The 17,779-nt window shown below is 64.4% G+C and carries 17 protein-coding genes and 1 pseudogene; 10 read left to right on the top strand and 8 right to left on the bottom strand.

Features of this window, described 5'->3' with window-relative positions; translation table 11 throughout:
- Positions 1-79: 79 nt before the first annotated feature.
- The gene (locus MTR64_RS14810) at positions 80-1,018 is read right to left on the bottom strand and encodes a DnaJ C-terminal domain-containing protein (RefSeq protein ID WP_243994970.1); all 939 of its coding nucleotides are present in this window, start codon (positions 1,016-1,018) and stop codon (positions 80-82) included.
- 222 nt (positions 1,019-1,240) lie between these two features.
- Here MTR64_RS14810 and pdxH point away from each other — a divergent pair, with 222 nt between their 5' ends.
- Both pdxH and MTR64_RS14800 read left to right on the top strand, forming a co-directional pair.
- Positions 1,241-1,852: a pyridoxamine 5'-phosphate oxidase gene (gene pdxH / locus MTR64_RS14805; RefSeq protein ID WP_243994968.1), complete on the top strand. Its 612-nt coding sequence runs from the start codon at positions 1,241-1,243 to the stop codon at positions 1,850-1,852.
- Positions 1,853-1,862: 10 nt separating this feature from the next.
- On the top strand, positions 1,863-2,795 hold the full coding sequence (locus MTR64_RS14800; protein WP_243994966.1) for a cation diffusion facilitator family transporter: 933 nt from the start codon (positions 1,863-1,865) through the stop codon (positions 2,793-2,795).
- Between the two features lie 5 nt (positions 2,796-2,800).
- Here MTR64_RS14800 and MTR64_RS14795 read toward each other — a convergent pair whose 3' ends face one another.
- Complete coding sequence (locus MTR64_RS14795; protein WP_419144953.1) at positions 2,801-3,949, bottom strand: serine hydrolase domain-containing protein; 1,149 nt, start codon at positions 3,947-3,949, stop codon at positions 2,801-2,803.
- A 74-nt stretch (positions 3,950-4,023) separates the two neighbouring features.
- Between MTR64_RS14795 and MTR64_RS14790 the strand changes: the two genes are divergently transcribed.
- Together MTR64_RS14790 and MTR64_RS14785 are read left to right on the top strand one after the other, a co-directional pair.
- Positions 4,024-4,377: a hypothetical protein gene (locus MTR64_RS14790; RefSeq protein WP_243994962.1), complete on the top strand. Its 354-nt coding sequence runs from the start codon at positions 4,024-4,026 to the stop codon at positions 4,375-4,377.
- A 393-nt stretch (positions 4,378-4,770) separates the two neighbouring features.
- Positions 4,771-5,664, top strand: coding sequence for an SPFH domain-containing protein (locus tag MTR64_RS14785; RefSeq protein ID WP_243994960.1), 894 nt, complete (start codon positions 4,771-4,773; stop codon positions 5,662-5,664).
- A 40-nt stretch (positions 5,665-5,704) separates the two neighbouring features.
- Here the strand turns inward: MTR64_RS14785 and MTR64_RS14780 are convergent, their stop codons facing one another.
- A complete protein-coding gene (locus tag MTR64_RS14780) occupies positions 5,705-6,400 on the bottom strand; it encodes an aspartate/glutamate racemase family protein (protein ID WP_243994958.1) in 696 nt (231 codons plus the stop codon).
- Entirely contained in the window at positions 6,400-7,563 is a 1,164-nt protein-coding gene (mnmA, locus tag MTR64_RS14775; protein WP_243994956.1) for a tRNA 2-thiouridine(34) synthase MnmA, read from the bottom strand. The genes MTR64_RS14780 and mnmA overlap by 1 nt, the downstream gene beginning before the upstream one ends.
- A gap of 153 nt (positions 7,564-7,716) precedes the next feature.
- On the opposite strand from mnmA, the gene MTR64_RS14770 reads away from it, so the two are divergent.
- The 6 genes from MTR64_RS14770 (at position 7,717) to MTR64_RS14745 (ending at position 15,128) form a co-directional block, all read left to right on the top strand.
- Positions 7,717-8,052 (top strand): hypothetical protein, encoded by a 336-nt coding sequence (locus tag MTR64_RS14770; protein WP_243994954.1) that lies wholly within the window; start codon positions 7,717-7,719, stop codon positions 8,050-8,052.
- Between the two features lie 2 nt (positions 8,053-8,054).
- Entirely contained in the window at positions 8,055-8,354 is a 300-nt protein-coding gene (locus MTR64_RS14765; protein ID WP_243994951.1) for a DUF1153 domain-containing protein, read from the top strand.
- A gap of 298 nt (positions 8,355-8,652) precedes the next feature.
- Positions 8,653-9,852 carry an efflux RND transporter periplasmic adaptor subunit gene (locus MTR64_RS14760; protein WP_243994949.1) on the top strand — a complete coding sequence of 400 codons (1,200 nt, stop codon included), beginning with the start codon at positions 8,653-8,655 and terminating at the stop codon, positions 9,850-9,852.
- Between the two features lie 7 nt (positions 9,853-9,859).
- Positions 9,860-13,294 carry an efflux RND transporter permease subunit gene (locus tag MTR64_RS14755; RefSeq protein WP_243994947.1) on the top strand — a complete coding sequence of 1,145 codons (3,435 nt, stop codon included), beginning with the start codon at positions 9,860-9,862 and terminating at the stop codon, positions 13,292-13,294.
- Positions 13,295-13,374: 80 nt separating this feature from the next.
- Entirely contained in the window at positions 13,375-14,595 is a 1,221-nt protein-coding gene (locus tag MTR64_RS14750; RefSeq protein WP_243994945.1) for a DUF445 domain-containing protein, read from the top strand.
- Complete coding sequence (locus MTR64_RS14745) at positions 14,592-15,128, top strand: GNAT family N-acetyltransferase (RefSeq protein ID WP_243995206.1); 537 nt, start codon at positions 14,592-14,594, stop codon at positions 15,126-15,128. The genes MTR64_RS14750 and MTR64_RS14745 overlap by 4 nt, the downstream gene beginning before the upstream one ends.
- 14 nt (positions 15,129-15,142) lie before the next feature.
- Here the strand turns inward: MTR64_RS14745 and MTR64_RS14740 are convergent, their stop codons facing one another.
- From MTR64_RS14740 to MTR64_RS14725, 4 genes and pseudogenes are all read right to left on the bottom strand, one after another.
- Positions 15,143-15,676, bottom strand: coding sequence for a nuclear transport factor 2 family protein (locus MTR64_RS14740; RefSeq protein ID WP_243994943.1), 534 nt, complete (start codon positions 15,674-15,676; stop codon positions 15,143-15,145).
- Between the two features lie 100 nt (positions 15,677-15,776).
- Positions 15,777-16,652 carry an energy transducer TonB gene (locus MTR64_RS14735; RefSeq protein WP_243994941.1) on the bottom strand — a complete coding sequence of 292 codons (876 nt, stop codon included), beginning with the start codon at positions 16,650-16,652 and terminating at the stop codon, positions 15,777-15,779.
- A gap of 119 nt (positions 16,653-16,771) precedes the next feature.
- Positions 16,772-17,701 (bottom strand): electron transfer flavoprotein subunit alpha/FixB family protein, encoded by a 930-nt coding sequence (locus tag MTR64_RS14730; protein WP_243994939.1) that lies wholly within the window; start codon positions 17,699-17,701, stop codon positions 16,772-16,774.
- Positions 17,701-17,779 (bottom strand): annotated as a pseudogene (locus MTR64_RS14725) (electron transfer flavoprotein subunit beta/FixA family protein); the annotation flags it as partial. The pseudogene MTR64_RS14725 and the gene MTR64_RS14730, both read right to left, overlap by 1 nt.

Genomic DNA, 17,779 nt, shown 5'->3' with positions numbered 1-17,779 from the left:
TGTTCAATTTGCACTGTTCGCTTGTGAGGTCACCGTCCGCATCGGGCTACCGGTTGCGGAAATGCGCGGGGCAGGAGGATCAGCCGCCCAGCTTGCCGCGCACGTCCCGATTGTCGGTCCAGCCTTCCAGCCGCTTCGCCAGGTCCTCGTCATGGTCGGGCAGGACGATTTCCAGCGAGATCAGCTGGTCGCCCCGCGAGCCGTTCTTGCGGCTCATCCCCTTGCCCTTGAGGCGCAGGACCTTGCCCGAACTGGAGCCGGGCGGCACAGAGAGCATGACGGCGCCCGAGGCTGTCGGCGCCTTGACCTTGGCGCCGTTCAGCGCCTCGTCGAGCGTGATGGGCAGGTCGAGCCGCAGGTCGTCACCGTCCTGCTTGAAGAAAGCGTGCGGCTGGATCTGGATCGTGATCAGCGCGTCGCCGGGGCCGCCGGGACCGGGCTCTCCCTTGCCCGTGAGGCGCATCTGGGTGCCGTCCTCGACGCCTGCGGGCAGCTTGAGGTCGATGGTCTTGCCATCGGAAAGAGTGATGCGCTGGTCCTTGCGCTCGGCCGCATCGGTCAGCGGCACCGAGAGGCGATAGTTGACATTGGCGCCGCGCGGAGCCGCGCGCGCGCCGCCCATTCCTCCCATGCCACCGGGCCCGCGTGCGCCGGCTCCGCCGAAGATGCCTCCGAACAGGTCTTCGAGGTCGATCCCCTCGTTGCCGCCGAATCCGCCCGAGAATCCGCGTTGGCCGCCACCGCCGCCGAAACCGGCGCCATAGCTGCCGCCGCCGCCGAACGGCATGGTCGGATTGCCGTCAGCGTCGATTTCGCCGCGGTCGAATTGTGCCCGCTTGCCCTTGTCGGACAGCAGGTCATAGGCGCGGGTCACGTCGGAAAAGCGCTCCGCCGCCTTGGGGTTGTCCTTGTTGGTATCGGGATGGAGTTCCTTCGCGAGCTTACGATAGGCGGACTTGATGTCCTTTTCGCTTGCGCCGCGCGGTACGCCCAGGATGGTGTAAGGATCTGCTGCCATGATGACGCTTAGCTAGGTGTCTCCGCCGTCTACGGCAAGTTGTGTGTGCGAGTTCGCTTTCCTACATGGGCCCTGAAGGCTATCCCTGCACTATGTCTTTTGGAGTGCCCGCGAATTGTCCCGGATCAAGGTGCCGGGTGGCGGTTCGCGGCAGGGCAGCGATCCTCCGGTTCTTTCAGTTTAGGACAGTGTCAAACGTGTCAGTCGCATCAGGATATCGCCATGGAAACTGAACTCGCGCGCGAAGTCGTCCCGCATGGCGATCCGTTCGGCCTGTTCAAGGTCTGGTATGACGAGGCGCGGGCGACCGAGCTTAACGATTCCAATGCGATGGCTCTGGCCACGGCCACGCCGGACGGGTTCCCGTCGGTGCGCATGGTGCTGCTCAAGGGTTACGGGCCGGATGGCTTCGTATTCTATACGAACGGCCGTTCGCGCAAAGGGCGCGAGATTGCCGCGAATCCGAACGTGGCGCTGCTGTTCCACTGGAAAAGCCTGCGCCGCCAGATCCGCATTGAAGGCCATCTCCAGCCGGTAACGCAGGAAGAGGCCGACGCCTATTTCCATTCGCGGGCGCGTGATTCGCAGATTGGCGCGGTGGCATCCGACCAGTCTGCCCCGCTCGACAGTCGCGAGACGTTCCTTGCCCGTTACGAGGAAGCGCGCGACCGGTTCGAGGGCAAGGACGTGGAACGGCCCGGTCACTGGGGCGGCTATCGCGTCGTGCCTGCCGCCATCGAATTCTGGCAGGACCGGTTGCATCGCCTGCACGAACGGCGCCGCTTCATGCGCGATACGGACGGCGGCTGGTCCAGCACGCTGCTCTATCCGTGAGCGGGGTGGCATGACCGAACACGGACATCTCAATCGCAGCGCGGCGTTTGCCAGCATTTCCGCAGCGACGTTGCTTCTGGGCATCAAGGGCTGGGCGGCGTGGTCGACCGGATCGACGGCGATGCTCGGCAGTCTTGCCGATACCGTGCTCGATCTCGTCGCCAGCCTTGCGACTTTGCTCGGCGTATGGATTGCCGCGCAGCCCGCCGACGACAAGCACCGCTTCGGTCATGGCAAGGCGGAGGCGATCGCGGCCTTGTTCCAGATCGTGCTCATCTGCATTTCGGCCCTGGGTATCGCCAGCCGTGCGGTAGAACAGTTCCTGGCCGGCCACCGGGTCGAAGCCGCGGCGCAAGGCATTGGCGTTTCCGTGGCGGCGATCGTGGTGACTTTCGCGCTGCTGGCCTGGCAGCGCCATGTCATCCGCAAGACCGGCAGCCTCGCGATCACCACCGACAACGTGCATTACCAGTCGGACCTGCTGCTCAATCTCGCGGTGATCGCGGCACTGGCGCTGGACCAGTACGCCGGGCTCAAGGGAGCCGATCCGCTGTTCGGTCTGGGCATCGCGGCGTGGCTGGGCTGGGGCGCATGGGGCGCGTCGAAACAGGTGCTCGAGCAACTCATGGACCATGAGTGGCCGGCGGAGAAGAAGGCGCGCTTCCTGCAGGTACTTGCCCGTTATCCGGACATCAGCGGCGTGCATGACCTGCGCACGCGCACGTCAGGCAACAAGGATTTCGTACAGTTCCACATCTGGGTTGATCCCAAGATGACCGTGCGGCAGGCGCACCGGGTCATGGACGACATCGAAGCGCGCATCCATGCCGAGTTCCCTGATGTTGAAGTTCTGATTCACACCGATCCTGACGGACTTGTCGACGAACGGGGCAATGCCGGCAAGAATGTGCTGCCGCCGATCCACGTGGGAACGGCGGAGTAGCGCGCCTACTCTTTCCCGCCCGGGAAAAGTGCCACCAGCTCTCCCAGCCGCTGGTGCAGCACGCGCTGTTGGGTCGCGTCACTCTCTCCCAGCCGCACCACGGTGAGAAGCTGGTCCGGTGAGCCGATCACATATTGCCCGTACTCGCCCAGGCAGCCGAAGACACTGGAGGGAAGCGTATTGGGGTAGAGGCGGGCATCGTCTCCCGGCGGCGCCTTGTTGAGCCATACACCCGCGCCGTAGCCTTCGTTGCGCGGGCTTGGCGCCAGCATGAACTGAACCCAGCGGCGCGGCAGGATCTGAGCGCCCCTTACCGAACCGGTGTGGCGCAGGAACTCGCCCAGCTTCGCCCAGTCGCGGGCACTGGCGTGGACCATCCCGGCGCCGATCATGGTGCCGGCCCGGTCGTATCCCACCAGTGTCGAAACCATGCCGATGGGGCCGAGCACGCGGTTCTTCAGATAGGCGTTCACGGCATCCCGGCGGCGGCCGGGATCGCGGTCGGGCGCCAGCACGCGCGCGGCAAGGTCCGAGAGGATGATGGCCGTAGCCGAGGAATTCTCGAATATCTGTCCGGCCGGGGCCTCGAGCGGCTGGGCTTCGGCATAGGCCGCCATGTCGTCGCGCCCGTCAAGGAACAGCATGCGCATGCGGTCGGATTGGGGGGGCTCTGCGCCGTCACCGAACACCGGGTTTTCTTCGTGGCGCAGGCCGGAGCGCATTTGCAGCAACTGTTTGAGCGTGATCACGCCGCGCGGGTCGCCCGGGCGTTGCCAGTCGGGCACCGGGGCCGATTCGTTGAGGCGCAGGCGTCCGTCGCTGACGAGCTGGCCGATCATCAGCGCGGTCACGCACTGGCCCATGCTCCAGCCGGGCAGGCGCGTTTTCGCGGTGATGCCCTCGCCATAGCGTTCGGAGATCACCGAACCGCGTTTCATGATCACCAGCGCTTCGGTCTTGCCGACGCTCTCCGCATCGAACAGCGCGTCGATGGCGCGGGCCAGCGGCACTTGCGGGGCACCGCCATCGTCCTTGATCGCGGCAATCGAAGCATTGCTCGGTGGGGGTGGGCCTTCGGGCGCGGACTGTCCACAGCCCCACAGGGTTGGCAGCGCGAGCAGGGCGAGGATATGGGGAAGGCGGCGCACCGGCATGACGCGCGGTGTGATGTGCGAGGCGCGAGCGAATGGCAACACCCGGAAAATGGCCTATGGGGGACAAACAGGCCGTGTCTTACCGCACGCGCCAGCCTTCGCGCTGGCTTCGCAACCTGATTTTGCTGACTATCGTGGCGGCGCTGGCACTTCTCGGCTGGAACTGGCGCGGTCTGCATGAAAAGGCGCTCGTTGGCGCGGCTTATGGCGCGCGTGTCGGTTGCGTGTGCCGCTATGTCTCACAGAGGCCGTTCAAGAGCTGCGAGGGCGATCTCAAGGCAGCCGGTCTCGGGCGCGTTGCTGGGCTCGTTTCGCTGTCGGACGATCCGGCCACGAAAACGGTCAGTGCCGGACTGCCCTTGCTGGCGCACCAGAGCGCGGTATTCAGCGAAAAGACCGGCTGCCAGCTCGAACCCTGGGACGAGTAAGCGCCTCGCCGCACGGCCGCACCGGAAATCGGCAACGCCACATCCGGTTTTCCTTGCGCGGGGGGCGGGGGCTGGTAAATTCCCCATGTCGAAACGGTAAGGCATGCATCCGGCATGCAAAGGAGCAGGTGTAACGGCGTTCTGGCTTGAGCTTTAGGTCCGGTGCGTGAGGGCATGAGCCCTTCTGCACGACGTGATTTTGGCTGTCGCTTTCGTCGTCCTGCGCCTGCGCGGTGCCCCTTTCGGGCATCCCGCGCATCCCTCGACCCCGAAACCCCACCAGCAATGATGCCTTCATCGTAAGGCCGGACCCGGCTGTCTGCCGGATGCCCGTTCGCGTGCCGCCCGTCGGCAACGGCAGGGGAGCGCTTCTCCCCCGAATGGAGAATGACAATGAGCTATCTCGACAGTGAGAATCCGCGCCGAGGCGCGTTGTCCAGGCTGGGCCGGGCGATGCGGCACTTTCCCGGCCGGGCCGGATGGGTGGCCGGGCTTGTCGCCGTGGGCCTGCTGGCTTCGACCTCGCTGGCCCGCGTGGAGCCGGGCAATGTCGGCATTCGCGTGAACAACATCGCGGGCGGCGTCTCGCCGGATTCGCTCGGCGTGGGCTGGTATCTCGCGCCGCCAGGAACGCATATCTACGAGTATCCGGTGTTCACCCGCACCTATACCTGGACGGCCAATCCTACCGAGCAGAGCCCGATCGACGAGAGCTTCACCTTTCAGGACAAGAACGGCCTGTCGCTCTCGGCCGACGTCGCGGTGAGCTATCACGTCGATCCCGCGCGCGCGGCGATCCTGTTCCAGCGTTATCGCACGGACATGGACCAGATTATCGCTGGCCCTCTGCGCAACGCGATCCGCAATGCCATCGTCGAGCGCGCGGCGCAACTCGGCGTCGAGCAGATCTACGGCGACCACAAGGCGGAGCTGATCCAGACCGCGCAGAAACGAGTGGAAGCCTTCTTCGCGCCGGTCGGGTTGCAGGTGGAGCAGGTCTACTGGGCCGGCAATATCGTCGTGCCCAGGCAGGTGCTCGAGCAGATCAACGCCAAGATCGCCAACGAACAGGCCGCGCTTGCCGCACAGGCCAATGTCGCGACGGCAAAGGCCGATGCCGAGGCGCGCGTCGCCAAGGCGCAGGGCGATGCCAAGGCGATTCAGGTGGAAGCCGAAGCGATCCGCACCAACCCGGAGATCGTGAAGCTGCGCGCGGTCGAGAAGTGGGACGGCAAGCTGCCGACTTACAGCGGCAGCGGGCCGGTGCCGTTTCTGGGGGTGCAATAGTGGCGTGGCAGGCGGGTGTGCCGGGGGAAGCGGCCGCCCGCTAGCTGTCCAGCGCGGCGGCGACAGCGGCTTCGGCGTGAAGCCGCGTTGTGTCGAAGAGCGGCACCGCTGCGTCTTCGTCCGAAACCAGCAGCGGGATCTCGGTGCAGCCCAGGATTGCCCCCTGCGCGCCGCGTTCCACCAGCCGGGCGATCACCTCGCGGTAAGCCTGCCGCGAGGCCGGTTCGATCCGACCCGCGATCAGTTCCTCGTAGATGATCCGGTGCACTGTGGCGCGGTCCGTTTCATCGGGTACGAGGACGTCGAGCCCGAACCGTTCGCGCAGGCGTTCCCGGTAAAAGGGCTGTTCCATCGTGAAGGCGGTGCCGAGCAGAGCGACCCGGTCCAGCTGCCGTTCGGCTATTGCGGCACCGGTGGCATCGGCGATGTGCAGCAGGGGAAGCGGAACCGCGTCCTGCACTTCGCTGGCCATACGGTGCATGGTGTTGGTGCAGATCAGCAGCATGTCCGCCCCGCCTGCCTCCAGCCGCCGCGCGGCATCGATCATCTTCCTGGTCAGGGCCTGCCAGTCGCCCGCGCGCTGGAGCGCCGCGATTTCCGCGAAGTCGAACGACCATAGCAGGCATTGCGCCGAAGCCTCGGGGCCGAGGCGGGCGCGCACCGCCTGATTGATGATGCGGTAATATTCTGCCGAGCTTTCCCAGCTCATGCCGCCGATCAGTCCGATCGTTTTCATCAGGCGGGGTTCTCCCAGGGGGTGGTTTCTTCGATCCAGCCGCCGCCGACCACGCGCTCGCCGGCGTAGATCACCGCCGCCTGACCGGGCGCGACGCCATATTCGGGCTGGGCGAAACGGATCACCGCTTCAGCACCATCTCCCAGCGGGCCTTCGAGCGTGACGGGCACGGGCTTTGCCAGCGAGCGCACTTTGGCCGTGAGCAGCCCATCCGGCAGAGGGCCGATGCGGTTGGTCTCGGCAATTCGGGCCGAAGCTGTGGCGAGAAGGCGTCGCGCGCCGACAAGGACGCGGCGCGTTTCGGCATCGATGCGGGTGACGTAGAGCGGCTCCGGCTGGCCGCCGATCTCGAGCCCGCGGCGCTGGCCGACGGTATAGTGGATCACGCCGCGATGCGTGCCCAGGATCTCGCCGCTCTCGGCGTGGACGATTTCGCCCGGTGCTTCGCCTTCGGGGCGCACCGAGCGAACGACCTTGGCATAGTCGCCGTCGGGCACGAAGCAGATGTCCTGGCTGTCGGGCTTGTCCGCCACGCGCAGGCCCGCCAGCTCGGCGAGGTGGCGGGTTTCGGTCTTGGGCAGACCGCCGAGCGGGAAGCGGAGGAACTCCAGCTGTTCCTCGGTCGTGCCGTAAAGAAAATAGCTCTGGTCGCGGGCCGGATCGGTGGCGCGGTGCAGTTCAGGCCCGGCATGCCCCGTCACGCGGCGCACGTAGTGACCGGTGGCGAGGCAATCGGCGCCCAGTTCGCGAGCCATGGCCAGCAGGTCGGTGAACTTGGGACCCATGTTGCAGCGGATGCAGGGAATCGGGGTGCGGCCGGAGAGGTAATCGTCGGCAAAGCGTTCGACCACTTCCTCGCGAAAGCTGCTCTCGTGGTCGAACACGTAATGCGCGATGCCGAGACGATCGGCGACGGCCCGCGCATCGCGGATGTCGTCGCCCGCGCAGCAGGCACCCTTGCGGCCGGTCGCGGCGCCATAGTCGTAAAGCTGCAAGGTCACGCCGATCACTTCCGCGCCGCTGGCGGCAGCGAGCGCGGCAACGACCGAACTGTCGACGCCGCCCGACATGGCGACAACGATGCGGCTTTCGGACAGTGGTCCGGGCAATTGCCACAATTTGACCGGATCAAAACCGGCAGGCAGGTGGAACGGGAGGCTCATGAGGCGCCCCATACAGCCGACAGCGCCGCTTTCCTACACAGAACGGCACCGGCGTGACGGGCGAGGCAGTTAACGATTGCATTAAACTTGGTCAAAGAAGTGTAATGCTCTCCTTTACCGTCCTTTGACCAACTGCGGGTTATAGGCTGTGTCATGAACATCGCTCATGATCACAAAACCTGCATGACAGGCCAGCCGCAACAGGTTGGGGCGGGCCATACGTTAACAGAATTCCGGTTGCCGCTCGATTGGCAGGACCTGCGCTCGCGCCTGTTCGCGGCGCATGAAGTCGGCGCCGTTATGAGCGGGGATGCAAGGCCTCTGCGGCTCAGGCTGCGTGGCAGCTTCGACGGTTGCGCTGCATCCGTGCTCACCACATACGAAGATGTATCAAGATCCGTTAACCCAACTGCTTTAGTCTATTGCAAGTCTGGCGAGGCCAAAATCGCTCCAGTCGCCGACACAAGCAGCACCGGCGGACGAGGGTAAAGATGATCGAGAACCAGAAAATCCGTCCTGCGCAGGTAATCGGGCCTCTCGGCGAGCCGCTGACACTGGACAGTCTGCCTCCGCCGAACACGACCCGCTGGGTTGTGCGCCGCAAGGCGGAGGTCGTCGCGGCCGTCAATGGCGGGCTGCTTTCGATTGACGAAGTGTGCGAACGCTACCAGCTCACTCTGGAGGAATTCGCGTCGTGGCAGCGCGCCGTCGACCGTTCCGGGATGCAGGGACTACGTGTGACCCGAATTCAACACTATCGTGACCTTTACGAGCGCCAGCAGAAATACTGACACGGCGTTTCAAGGCTCAAAGGTTCAATCAGGCGGTGGCAAAAGCGATTTTGCCACCGCTTTTTTGTCGTTTTTTGTAATAAATGGAGCGTCTTGCAGTGCTTTTCCGCAATGAAGTCGTTCGTCGATGCCGATCCGCTCCAAACCGAGTTCACGTTGCCACTCTACCGCTGCCCGTATATGGCAGCAGGCATAGCTTTAGGCCTTGCAAGTGGCCGATGTCGTGCGTGACATGTCTTCTTGCGGCTAATAAGGTCACGAGGCCCCGCCGGGCGGCAGTGACTGGTGCGGTGACTTGATGAATTACGATACCAAGATCGAAATGATGGACGAGGAACTGGAAGAGGCTCCCGGAAATCCACTGGCGGGCGATTTTTACAGGGATCGCGCGGCGGGCCGGAAGATCTGGATTGTCGCTGTGATCGCTGTCGCCGCGATCATCGGTATCTGGTTCCTTCTGCACCGCGGCGATGGGGGTACGGCTGCGAACACTGCTGCCGAACAGATCCCTGTCGTGACCGTCATTGCCCCGGGCAAGACGACCGTAGCCGGCGAGATCAATGCGACCGGCACGTTGGCTGCCCGCCGCGAAATGCCGGTCGGTTCCGTAGGTGAGGGTGGCGAGGTCCGCTCGGTCCTCGTCGAGCCCGGCGACTGGGTGAACAAGGGACAGGTGCTGGCGGTGGTCGACCGTTCGGTCCAGACCCAGCAGCAGGCCAGCCAGGCCGCGCAGGTCAGCGTGGCGGAGGCCGATGCGCAGCTGGCGCAGGCCAATCTCGACCGCGCGCTCAAGCTGGTGGATCGCGGCTTCATCTCGACAGCCGATGTCGACCGGCTGACTGCGACCCGCGATGCCGCTGTGGCCCGCGTCAAGGTCGCGCAGGCGACCTTGCGGCAGCTGCAGGCCCAGGCCGCGCGTCTCAACATCGTTGCGCCGGAAGCTGGTCTCGTGCTGACTCGCAATGTCGAGCCCGGGCAGGTGGTCGGCGGCGGTGGCACCGTGCTGTTCAGCATTGCCAAGGACGGGCAGATGGAATTGCTGGCGCAGTTGGGCGAGGATGATCTCGCAACCATTTCTGTCGGTGTTCCCGCCAGCGTCAAGCCGGTGGGATCGGGCCAGAGCTTTGCCGGTCAGGTCTGGCAGATTTCGCCGGTCATCGACCAGCAGACCCGACAGGGCACGGCGCGCATTGCGCTCAGCTATGACAAGGCGCTGCGTCCCGGCGGTTTTGCCAGCGCCACTATCAACAGCGGAACCGTGGTGGCGCCAATGCTGCCGGAATCGGCGATCCAGAACGATACCAGAGGCTCGTTCGTCTATGTCGTTGACGCCAAGGGCGTGGTCCACCGCACGCCGGTCAAGACCGGTCTGGTAACGGCGAACGGCATTGCCGTCAGTTCAGGGCTCACGGGCTCGGAAAAAGTCGTGCTGCGCGCTGGCGGGTTCCTCAACGACGGGGACAAGGTGAAAACCAAGCTCGTCACCGAAGGCAAGTGAGGGGCGCATGAGCCTGCGCAACATCTCGGCATGGTCGATCCGCAACCCGATCATCCCCATCGTCTTCTTCATCGGCGTGATGATCGCCGGCATCGTCTCGTTCAATCGCATGGACGTGAACAACATGCCGGATATCGAGTTTCCCGGCGTGATCGTCCGCGTGACCCAGCCGGGTGCGGCGCCGACCGAGATCGAGACGCAGGTCACCCAGAAGATCGAGAGCGCGGCGCGTTCGGTGCCCGGCGTCGAGGAAATCCAGTCGACCGCGTCCGAGGGGGGCTCGACGACGGTCGTGTTCTTTTCCGTCGGTACCAATGCCGATGTTGCGACCAATCAGGTCAAGAACGCGGTTGACCAGATCCGCAGCGATCTGCCGGACGGCATCCTTGAGCCACAAGTGACCAAGGTGGAGTCGAGCGGCAACGAGCTGGCCTACTTCGCAGTCAGCGCGGATGACATGACGATGGAGCAGCTCAGCTGGTTCGTCGACGATACCATCGCGAAGTCGCTGCTATCCGTTGAAGGAATGGCCGAAGTAAACCGCAATGGCGGCGTCGACCGGGAAATCCGAGTCGTTGTTGACCCCGAGCGGATGAATGCGCTTGGCGTGACCGTGCGCGACGTCAACAATGCCCTGCGCCAGGTCAACACCGATGCGGCCGGCGGACAGGCCGAGATTGCCGGATCGCGCCAGTCGGTGCGCGTTCTGGGCAATGCGGATACCGCCTTCGACCTGTCGCAGACACGGATCAATCTGGGCAGCGGCCGCCAGATCAAGTTGACTGACATCGCGAAGGTCTACGATGGCTATTCCGAACAGACCCGGATCGCCAAGCTGCATGGCCGCCAGGTCGTCACGTTCAGCTTCAAGCGCGCGCTCGGCGCGTCCGACGTCACGGTCTACGACGGGGCGATGGAGAAGCTGAAGAAGATCGAGCAAGACAACCCGAACATTCACATCACACGGCTCTTCGCACCGGTCGATTATACCAAGGGCCAGTACAGCAGTTCGATGGAGGCGCTGGTCGAAGGCGCGGTGCTGGCCATCGTGATCGTTTATCTGTTCCTGCGCGACTGGCGGGCGACGTTCATTTCGGCCATCGCGATCCCGCTTTCGGCGATCCCGACGTTCTGGTTCATGGACATGCTCGGCTTTACGCTGAACTTCCTGTCGCTGCTGGCGCTCAGTCTGGTGGCCGGCGTGCTGGTCGACGACGCGATCGTCGAAATCGAGAACATCGTGCGACACATGCGCATGGGCAAGAGCGCCTATCAGGCGTCGATCGACGCGGCTGACGAAATCGGGCTGGCGGTCGTGGCCACCACCTTCTCGATCGTCGCGGTGTTCCTGCCGGTGGGCCTGATGCCCGGCATTCCCGGCCAGTTCTTCAAGGCGTTCGGCCTGACGGTCGTGGTCGCGGTGCTGATGAGCCTTGCTGTCGCACGCCTGATCACGCCGATGGTCGCGGCCTACTTCCTCAAGGCGCATGGCCACGCGGAGCATGGCGGCGGCAAGGCCATGGATCTTTACATGAAGGTCCTCGCCTGGACGCTGGATTCCCGTGAGGCGCACCGCCGCAAGGCGGCGCTGGTAACGGCGCCGGCCCAATGGTGGTACTTCATCGTCGCGACGCTGCTGACCGTGGTCATCCTGGGGGCGGGCATGGCGCTGGCAGGCGGCATATTCTGGATGACGCAGACGGGGCTGGAGCACCTCGGTCTGGACAAGGCCGCGTTCGTTCTGGCTGCTGTGATTGCTCCGCTCGGCATCCCGGTCGGGGTCCTGGTCCTGGGCAAGGTGTCCCGTGTGGTGCTCGCCGCAATGGGCGGGCTCGGTCGCTGGTACCGATATTTCACGGATCGCGTCAGTGCGCGCATGCACGATCACCGCTTCTACGCGTTCTGCGGCGGCATCTATGCGCTGGTCGTGACATTCGCGCTGCTCGCGGGACTGCCGCAGCAGTTCCAGCCAAACACCAACAATGATGACAGCCAGGTCAACATCGAGATGGTGCCCGGAACCACGATCGAGCAGACCGATGCTGTGGCGACGCGGGTTACGCATCTGATAGAGCAGCAGCCCGAGGTGCAGAACGTGCTGCAGGCGAGCCGCGAGGGTTCGGGATCGCTCTACGTTTCCCTGAAGCCCGCACATGAGCGCAAGGCGACCAGCATCGAGTTCGAACGCCGTCTTGCGCCACAGCTTCAGCAGATTGCCGATGCCCGCGTCAGCTTCGCTTCGCAGTCGGGCGGCTTCGGAAGCGGGCGCGACATTTCGGTGATGCTGTCGGGCAGCAACAGCGAATTGCTGAACAAGACCGCGCAGACGCTGGCGGAGCAGATGCGCACGATTCCGGGTGTCGTCGCACCGCGCATCGCTGCCGACCTGCAGCGCCCTGAGCTCGTCATCGTGCCGCGCCTCGATCTTGCGGCGCAGCTGGGTGTGACCACGTCCGCGCTCAGCCAGACCATTCGCATCGCAACCCTGGGCGAAATTGACCAGAACGCCGCCAAGTTCTCGCTCAGCGACCGCCAGGTGCCGATCCGCGTCATTCTCGGCCGGTCCTCGCGACGGGATTTCTCGACCATCGAAAACCTCCCCGTCGCCACGGCGAGCGGGGGCTCGGTGCCGCTCAAGCGGGTCGCCGAGATACGCTTCGGCGCGGGGCCGACGCAGATTCAGCGCTATAATCAGGCCCGTCGCATTTTCGTGGGCGCCGACCTCGGCTCGGGTCAGGTCAAGGGCCCGATCATGGAGCAGATTCAGAACCTGCCGATCATGAAGAACCTGCCTAGCGGCGTTTCAAACGCTGCCGTCGGCGAGGACAAGTGGCAGGCCGAGATGATCCAGAACTTCATCATCGCGGTGATCAGCGGCATTTTCCTGGTTTTTGCGGTACTGGTCCTTCTCTACAAGCGCTTCGTCTCGCCGCTCGTGAACATGGCTTCGCTGCTGCTGGCGCCGCTCGGCGGCTTGCTCGCGCTGACCGTGATCGGGGAACCGATTTCGATGCCGGTCTATATTGGCATCCTGATGCTGTTGGGCATTGTCGCCAAGAACTCGATCCTGCTGATCGACTTCGCGATCGAGGAAATGGCCAAGGGCGTCGACAAGCTCCATGCCATCATGGATGCGGGGCACAAGCGTGCGCAGCCGATCATCATGACGACCGTGGCGATGACCGCGGGCATGGTACCCACTGCGCTTTCGCTGTCGGGTGATGGCGCCTTCCGCGCACCGATGGGGCTCACCGTGATCGGCGGCTTGCTGCTTTCGACGATGCTTACGCTGGTGATCGTGCCGGCAGCCTTCAGCCTTGCCGACGGTTTCGAAAAGCGGATCGGCCCGCGCCTGCGCAAGTCGCTGCTGACCTTCGAACCCCATCATGCCGAAGAGGCGCATCGCGGCCACCAGGGCGGCGAGGCGTTCCCGGCGGAGTAACCGGAAGGAAACCCTTGCCGCCAGCCCGGCGCACAGCGGCCGCGACTTCGCAAGGCATGATGCCCGCCAGGGCAAGGCGGATGCATCTGTTCGCCACTGGTCTGTTGCTGGGCATGGCAGCCGCGTTCCTCACTTTTCGGCGTCTGGCGGTGCTGCACCCCGAATGGAGCGTGCCGCTCGGCTTTGCGACGGCCTTTGCCGAAGCGGCCATGGTTGGCGGCCTGGCTGACTGGTTCGCGGTGACCGCGCTGTTCCGCCGTCCGCTCGGCCTGCCGATCCCGCATACCGCGATCATCCCGGTCAACAAGGACCGGATTGCCGATTCGATGGGCCGGTTCCTGCGTGACAACTTCCTGACGCCGCAAGTCGTGGCGCGGCGGTTGCACGGCTTCAATCTGGCTGCGAGCGCGGGGGCATTCCTGGCCGATCCCCGGCGCGGCGAGCAGTCGCGGCTGAGCGAGGGTGCCGCAGGGCTGTTCGCCGACGTTCTGGAATCACTCGATCCCGAGCAGATGGGCGGCATGGTCAAGGCGGGCCTGCGGCGGCAGCTGGAAAAAATCGAACTTGCGCCGCTGCTGGGCCAGATGCTCGACAATGCCATTGCCGACAGACGCCATCTGCCGGTGCTGGAAAGCCTGTTGCGCAAGGTTGGCGAAACAGTCGAGGCCAACGAGCCGATGATCCGGTCGATGATCCACCAGCGCGCGAATACGATCATGCGCTGGACCGGGCTCGACGAACGGCTCGCCAGCGGCGTGCTCGACGGAACCTACCGGTTGCTGGCCGAAGTGATCGTGCAACCCGACCATCCGCTCCGGGGCAAGATCGACGATGCGCTCGCGAAGCTGGCAAACGATTTGCGCAATGATCCAGCGATGCGCCTCAAGGTCGAGCGGGTGAAGCTGGAACTGCTGGCAAACCCTGCCGTTGCGGCGTGGATGGATGCCATGTGGGAGCGTGCACGCGAGGCGCTGCTGCGGGCCATGCGCAATCCGGACAGGGTGCTTGCGGGAAGTCTCGGCGATTCGATGAGCCAGCTCGGTCAGGCGCTCGATAAGGACGTGCGGCTGCAGGCGCTTGTGAACCGCTTCGCGCGCCGCACGCTGGTCGGCATTTCCTCGCGCTACGGTTCGGAAATCGTGCGGCTGGTGTCCGAGACGGTCAGGCGATGGGATGCCAGGACGGTGTCCGACCGGATCGAGGGCGCGGTGGGACGCGACCTGCAGTTCATCCGCATAAACGGCACCGTGGTCGGCGGGCTTGTCGGTCTGGCCATCCACGCCGTAGAGCGGTGGCTATGACCCACGGCCCGATACTTGCCACCGAGCGCTTCGAACTCTGGACACCCGCGGCTGGCGATCTGGACGATCTCGTCCACTTGCTCTCGGGCGAGGACATGACGCGCTTCCTGGGTCCTGCACGGCCCACGGTGCTGTCGCAGTCCGAACGCCTTTTGCGTAACGCGGGAAGCTGGGCGCTCTACGGCTACGGCATTTTCTACGTCCGGCCCCGGGGGGAAAGCGGCATCATCGGCAGCTGCGGCGTGTTCCACTCCTGGCGCGGCTTCGGCAAGGGTATGGACGATGTGCCGGAGGCGGGCTGGATCGTGCGCCAGGACTGGTGGGGCAAGGGCGTTGCAGGCGAAGTGATGCGAGCGGTGATGCCCTGGTTCGACGAGACGCAGGGGCGCCAGCGGGTCGCCTGCATGATCGAGGCAGGCAACACCGCTTCCGAACGGCTGGCTGCGGCGCTTGGGTTCGTGCAATACGACAGCCACGTGCCCGAAGACGGCGAACGGACGGTGATCAACCTGTTCCAGCGTTTGCCCGCATAACGCTGGACGGGGCTTTATCCCGTGGTTCCGGGCACCAGACCTAGCCGGTTCCACGAAACGTCAGCACGGCCGCGCTGGCCCTCGATGAAGCCTGCGCACGCCAGATAGCTGGGGTCAATCGCACCCGTGCAGGACCAGTCGCGCACGCAGAGGCGCTCCTTGATACGCCAATGGCCTTGTTCGCGCTCTATGGCGTCAACATAGCGGCCGCCGAGCTGCGTCATGCGCTCGCCTTCTTTCGTTTCAGCAATCAAGGTGGCGACAAAGTAGGTTTCGGCCCCGGCCTTCTGCCCGTCGATCCGGATCAGCGACTGGCCCAGCAGATGACTGACCACCTTGGTCGTCGCCCGGGCCTTGTCGAGAATGAGCCGGGCGAACGCCTTGCCGTCACACTTGTCCGGGCCATGGTCGTCCCAGCTGTCCTCACAGTAGACCGAGGCCATCTCGGTCAGGTCCGCGCGGTCGCAGCCGTGGCAGTAGGTGGCCAGCATCTGGCGGATCTCGTGATGGTCCCAGAGTTCCTGCAGCCGCGTGTCGGCATCGCCCATCCAGCCTCTCCTCATCTTGTTTGCGCGCAGACTGCGGTGAGGGATTTGCTATATTTCATGGGCAGTGTGCCTCTCTTCTGGATTGCCGGAGGCCCCGCCTTCAATTCTTGTACAAGACCGTGTTGGAATAGATGGCTGCGGTGGGGTTACCGGCATTGTCCAATGCGGGCTTGAATTTCGCCAAGTGCATGATGATCGAGCAGGCGCGGTCTTTGACATCGACATTGCCGAAGCTGGGAAATGCATCGCACCGGGCCGGTGTACCCTTTGCATCGACGACCACCCGCAGCTCGACGCGTGCATCCTTGCGCTGCGCTATCAATTCCTGGGGGAATAGCGACTGGATATCGAGCACCCAGGCAATTTGATTAATCGGGCTGACCGGGCGCGCTATGCCTTGCAGGCTTGAAGGATCGAGGCCCAGTTGGCGGGCAAGGTCGTCGGTGCATTGGCGAACGGCGTCCATTGCCGCGGACATCGGCCCGGTTTGCAGGACCAGCTTGGTCGAAGGCGATTCGACAGTGATGCGATTGATCCTCTTTTCCATGTCTGGGTCCGGGCCGGGCTTGTAGGAGATGTCTCCGGCGCCGCTGTCACCGGCGTCCCAGTCCGCCACTCGCGCCGAAAAGATCACGGCCGGACCGTAGAGGTCGGACGTCCCTATTTGTTTCCGTCGGATGGGAACCGGGGTCCCGTCACCGAAGGCAATGGTGAGCGCCGAGCTTCCCCGCAGGGGTGTCGCTTCCTTGCCGGCCAGCGTCATCTCGAATCTGTAACCGGGCGCATAGCTGCGCATGCCGAGGAGAAAACGATGTTCCTTCGTGCCGAAATCCCGGATCAGAGTGCAACTGTCCTGGCCCCAGTCCACGGCCCATTTCGATGCAGGGGGCAGCGTGTATGTTTTCGTTTCCGCATGCGCCGGGAAAGAGGTCTGGAGCAGTCCGATGCCCAGGAGAGCGGAGAGCAGCTTTTTCATGATGCGGATACGGGCCTTTGAATTTCCGGCGGCAAGGCGATGCTTATCGTCATGCATTCGCGCAAAAGAAAACCCCCGGAGTCGCCTCCGGGGGTTTCTTTCAATATGTTAACGCGAGATTAGAGCTTGCTGGTCAGCTCAGGCACCGCGTTGAAGAGGTCCGCCACGAGGCCGATGTCGGCGACCTGGAAGATCGGGGCGTCCTCGTCCTTGTTGATCGCGATGATGGTCTTGGAGTCCTTCATGCCGGCGAGGTGCTGGATCGCGCCCGAGATGCCGACCGCGATGTAGACTTCCGGCGCCACGATCTTGCCGGTCTGGCCGACCTGGTAGTCGTTGGGCACATAGCCTGCATCGACCGCGGCGCGGCTGGCGCCGACGGCAGCGCCGAGCTTGTCGGCGAGCGGCATGATGTACTGTTCGAACGTGGCCGAGTCCTTGAGCGCGCGGCCGCCCGAGACGATGATCTTGGCGCTGGTCAGTTCCGGACGCTCCGACTTGGCGACTTCGGCGCCCACGAAGCTGGAAAGACCCGCGTCACCGGCCCCGGCGACGTCCTCGATCGCGGCCGAACCACCGGTTGCGGCGGCCTTCTCGAAGGCGGTGCCGCGCACGGTGATCACCAGCCTGGCATCGCTCGATTCGACAGTGGCGATGGCGTTGCCAGCATAGATCGGACGGGTGAAGGTCTTCTCGCCCTCGACCGAGATGATGTCCGAGAGCTGCATCACGTCGAGCAGGGCTGCGACGCGCGGCGCCACGTTCTTGCCGGTGGTGGTGGCGGGAAACAGCACGGCGTCGTGGTGGCCCATGAGCTCCACGATCAGCGGCGCCACGTTTTCGGCAAGGCCGTGCTCGTAGGCGGCGTTGTCGGCGAGGTGGACCTTGCCCACGCCCGCGATCTGCGCGGCCTGCTCGGCAACCGCGCGGCAGCCCGAACCGGCAACGAGGAGGTGGACTTCACCCAGCTTCGATGCGGCAGTAACAGTGGCGAGCGTCGCGTCCTTCATCGACGCGTTGTCGTGTTCGACCCAAACAAGCGTCTTCATCAGGCGACTCCCATTTCCTTGAGCTTGGCGACCAGCGTGTCGACGTCGGGCACCTTGATGCCCGCGCTGCGCACCGGC

It is taken from the genome of Novosphingobium album (ex Hu et al. 2023), assembly GCF_022832385.1.
GTDB lineage: Bacteria > Pseudomonadota > Alphaproteobacteria > Sphingomonadales > Sphingomonadaceae > Novosphingobium > Novosphingobium album.
This window is presented reverse-complemented; position numbering and strand designations above follow the sequence as displayed.

Excerpts from the sequence above, each read along its gene's own strand:
- MTR64_RS14730 (WP_243994939.1), bottom strand. The coding sequence starts at position 17,701 with ATGAAGACGCTTGTTTGGGTCGAACACGACAACGCGTCGATGAAGGAC.
- MTR64_RS14735 (WP_243994941.1), bottom strand. The coding sequence starts at position 16,652 with ATGAAAAAGCTGCTCTCCGCTCTCCTGGGCATCGGACTGCTCCAGACC.
- MTR64_RS14780 (WP_243994958.1), bottom strand. The coding sequence starts at position 6,400 with ATGAAAACGATCGGACTGATCGGCGGCATGAGCTGGGAAAGCTCGGCA.
- mnmA (WP_243994956.1), bottom strand. The coding sequence starts at position 7,563 with ATGAGCCTCCCGTTCCACCTGCCTGCCGGTTTTGATCCGGTCAAATTG.
- MTR64_RS14795 (WP_419144953.1), bottom strand. The coding sequence starts at position 3,949 with ATGCCGGTGCGCCGCCTTCCCCATATCCTCGCCCTGCTCGCGCTGCCA.
- MTR64_RS14785 (WP_243994960.1), top strand. The coding sequence starts at position 4,771 with ATGAGCTATCTCGACAGTGAGAATCCGCGCCGAGGCGCGTTGTCCAGG.
- MTR64_RS14760 (WP_243994949.1), top strand. The coding sequence starts at position 8,653 with ATGAATTACGATACCAAGATCGAAATGATGGACGAGGAACTGGAAGAG.
- MTR64_RS14765 (WP_243994951.1), top strand. The coding sequence starts at position 8,055 with ATGATCGAGAACCAGAAAATCCGTCCTGCGCAGGTAATCGGGCCTCTC.
- MTR64_RS14810 (WP_243994970.1), bottom strand. The coding sequence starts at position 1,018 with ATGGCAGCAGATCCTTACACCATCCTGGGCGTACCGCGCGGCGCAAGC.
- MTR64_RS14770 (WP_243994954.1), top strand. The coding sequence starts at position 7,717 with ATGAACATCGCTCATGATCACAAAACCTGCATGACAGGCCAGCCGCAA.
- MTR64_RS14745 (WP_243995206.1), top strand. The coding sequence starts at position 14,592 with ATGACCCACGGCCCGATACTTGCCACCGAGCGCTTCGAACTCTGGACA.
- MTR64_RS14755 (WP_243994947.1), top strand. The coding sequence starts at position 9,860 with ATGAGCCTGCGCAACATCTCGGCATGGTCGATCCGCAACCCGATCATC.
- MTR64_RS14800 (WP_243994966.1), top strand. The coding sequence starts at position 1,863 with ATGACCGAACACGGACATCTCAATCGCAGCGCGGCGTTTGCCAGCATT.
- MTR64_RS14740 (WP_243994943.1), bottom strand. The coding sequence starts at position 15,676 with ATGGGCGATGCCGACACGCGGCTGCAGGAACTCTGGGACCATCACGAG.
- MTR64_RS14750 (WP_243994945.1), top strand. The coding sequence starts at position 13,375 with ATGCATCTGTTCGCCACTGGTCTGTTGCTGGGCATGGCAGCCGCGTTC.
- pdxH (WP_243994968.1), top strand. The coding sequence starts at position 1,241 with ATGGAAACTGAACTCGCGCGCGAAGTCGTCCCGCATGGCGATCCGTTC.